2 protein-coding genes are annotated in these 3,007 nt (G+C 76.2%); one reads left to right on the top strand and one right to left on the bottom strand.

Going from position 1 to position 3,007, the window contains the following annotated elements; genetic code table 11:
• The coding region (locus tag ACYVKZ_RS20270) for a phosphatidylglycerol lysyltransferase domain-containing protein (RefSeq protein WP_460994216.1) at nt 1-2,099 on the bottom strand (2,099 nt) is incomplete at its 3' end.
• A gap of 402 nt (nt 2,100-2,501) precedes the next feature.
• Between ACYVKZ_RS20270 and ACYVKZ_RS20265 the strand changes: the two genes are divergently transcribed.
• Nucleotides 2,502-3,007: response regulator transcription factor (locus tag ACYVKZ_RS20265; protein ID WP_460994214.1), on the top strand; the 506-nt coding region annotated here is incomplete at its 3' end.

Raw genomic sequence — 3,007 nt, 5'->3', positions numbered from 1 at the left:
CATGAGGAGACGGCGTGCACCCTCCCGGCGGCGTCGAGGGCGAGCAGGAGGCGCACGGCGGGGTCCTTCATCTCCTCGATGCCGCCGAGGGTGAAGCCCATCTCGGGCACGCCCTTGTCGGCGATCCATTCCTCGGAGATCGCCTGGATCTGCTCGCGCACGGCAAGCGGGGCCTGGGCCCAGGTGGTCCACTGGGCCAGGATGCCCTCGCGGCGGCCCCGGTTCAGGGCCGTGCGGGCGTCCTGGTGCCTCCTGCCGGCGAAGGACAGGGAGCCCAGGTCCAGTACGGCGTCCTCGGCGACCTGCACCGCCGCCCAGCCCAGTGCAGCCGCTGCCCTGCGGGTGTGCTCGGGGACGGCGTAGAGGCAGGGGGTCCAGCCATTGGCGGCGCAGAACTGGGCGAATCCTGCGACCGCCGCCCGCTCGGCCGTGGTCGGGCAGACCGGCGGCCCGAGGGTGAGGGCGACGCCCGAGAGGGGGCGGTAGGCGATGTACCCGGCGCCGTCCGAGGTGAACCAGTACCGGTTCCCGGCCCACGTGGTCATCCACGACAGGCTGGTGGAGTGCGCCGCTGAGCCCAGCAGGCGCACGGCCCGGTCCCGGCCGGCCTCCGCGGCGGCGTCGGGAGGCTCGAGGAAGGAGGCCAGGGCCAGGGCCGAGGCGGCAGCCCAGAATACGACCCCGGTCCCCTCGTACAGGAGGGTCGCGGGCACGCTCTCCGGGACGAAGGCGGGGGCGGTGTCGGTGAGGTAGCCCAGGGGAAGGAACCGGTCGGGGAGGTCGGCGAGCAGCTGGGCCGGGCCCGGAGGAGGGGAGAACCCGCGGTGCAGGACGAGACCGCCTCCGTAGTACGCCAGCGCCAGCGCCGTGCCGGCGAACGCCAGCCGCCCGCCCAGCCGGACGTAGGCGCCGCGGGGGGCGCGGACGGTGAAGTGGGTGCGGACGGCGGCCAGCAGCACGGTCAGGGCCGCAGGGGTCAGCAGGGGCAGCACCAGGGCAGCCCGGTTGCGGAACATCCCCACGTCCACCGCCCCCGGCCACTCCCCCTGCGGCAGGGGGGAGGCCGGGGCGAGGTCCGCGGCGATGTACACGGCCGCGAGGACGGCCATCGCGGCCTCCAGTGCCAGCGCGCCGGCCCAGGCAGCCCGCCGGCCGCGGCGCAGCCCCTCGGCCAGGACCAGGAGCAGGACCGAGGGCAGCACCGCCATGAAGACCGCTCCTGCCCCGGCGCGCTGCTGCAGCAGCGCCGCGGCGCAGTCCCGCCCCTGGGACGGGTCGGCGCACAGAGCCTTCACTGTCTGCGGGTCCGTGGGCTGCAGGCCGGTGAACACCAGGTGCAGCAGGGCCAGCGGGCCCACAGCATGGGGCAGCAGCCCGGCCAGGACAGGGCCGACCGCGGCCACGGCCACGGCCACGGCGGTCAGGGTGCGCACCTCGCGGCGCGACACAGCCCCGGCCCGCAGCCGGGGCGCCCGCCCGTGCAGCGCCGGGCCGAGAGCGAGGCCGGCGGCAGCGGCCAGGAGGCGGACCATGTCCGCGAGGGATCCGCTGTAGAGGACGAGCAGGGCAGCCGAGGCCAGCACGGCCAGGCGGATCCGCCGCCGCCACAGGGGGCCCATGCCGGCGGTGGCGGCCGTCAGCGCGCCCAGCGCCATCGCGCTCGGGCCCGCGAAGGAGTGCCCGAGCAGCTGACCGGACCAGGTCCCGCCGGTGGCCCTCAGGAGGTAGGCCAGGCCCAGCGCTGCGAGCACCCCGGCCGTGTGCGCGGCCAGGGCAGCGGCCGCGAAGCGCAGCGTCCCCAGCCGCCTCTCGGCGACCGCGCCGGCCGCGGGAAGCAGCGCGGCACCGAGGACGAACCCCGGAACCGTGCCCGGCCACACCGCGCTGGCTGCGACCGCCCACCACTGGGACGGGAACGAGTGCGCGGTGACCGCGGTCCCGGGCACGCCGGCCCACCCCAGCGTCCGGGCCGCGCCGGCCGCCACGAACACCCCAGTCAGGACCGCTGTCGCCGGGGCGCCGCCCAGCCACCTGCCCAGCCGGCGCCCGCCCAGAGCGCCCCCGCCCGTGCGCTGCGGTGGGGGTGTGCTCTCGTCCATCGGTGGCCCCCTCGGTGTGCTGTGCGGTGCGGCCGGTCCCGGGCGCCGGGCCGGCGGACCCGGGCAGGCGATCCCGTGTGCCCGGCTGTGCCCGGGTCGGGGGCCGCCCCTTTTCCCGGCCGCCGGCGCAGCCCGGGGGCTGCGAAGCCGGCGCCGATGGTGATGGAGTCCCGCCCGGGCAGACAAGGACCGGTTCCGGTCAATCTTCCCAGCAGGCTGCCCGGCTCCTGTCCGGGACGGTCCGGCCCCGCGAGGTGCTGGCTGCCTGCCGCGGTCCCGGTCCTGCCCCTCCAGTCTCGGCGGTGCCGCTGAGCTTAGGCTGAGCCGGGGAGGCCGCCGCCCTCTCAGGCACGGCTCAGCGCCCGGGTGGGACACTGGCGGGCGAGTGGGAGGAGCGATGCGGTGAGGCTGCTGGTGGTCGAGGACGAGAAGGGCCAGGCCGAGGTCCTGCGCAGGGGCCTGTCCAACGAGGGCTTCGTGGTCGACGTCGTCCACGACGGGGTCAGCGGACTGTGGGCCGCCTCGGAGAACCCCTACGACGCGGTCGTGCTGGACCTGATGCTGCCGCGGAAGAACGGCTACGACGTGCTGCGGGAGCTGCGCGGGCGGCACGTGTGGGCCCCGGTGCTGATGCTCACGGCCAAGGACGGGGAGTACGACCAGGCCGACGCGTTCGACCTGGGCGCCGACGACTACCTGACCAAGCCGTTCAGCTTCGTGGTCCTGGTCGCCCGGCTCCGGGCGCTGATCCGCCGCGGCGCCCCGGAGCGGCCCGTCGTCCTGGAGGCCGGGACTCTGTCCCTGGACCCCCTCACCCGCAAGGTCATGCGCGGGGACGCCCCGGTGGAGCTGACGGCGCGGGAGTTCGGGCTCCTGCAGTACCTGATGCGCCGCCGGGACGAGGTCGT

This window comes from Sinomonas soli (genome assembly GCF_054782415.1).
Note: the sequence above shows the minus strand (reverse complement) of the source record. Positions and strands in the feature narration are given on the sequence as shown.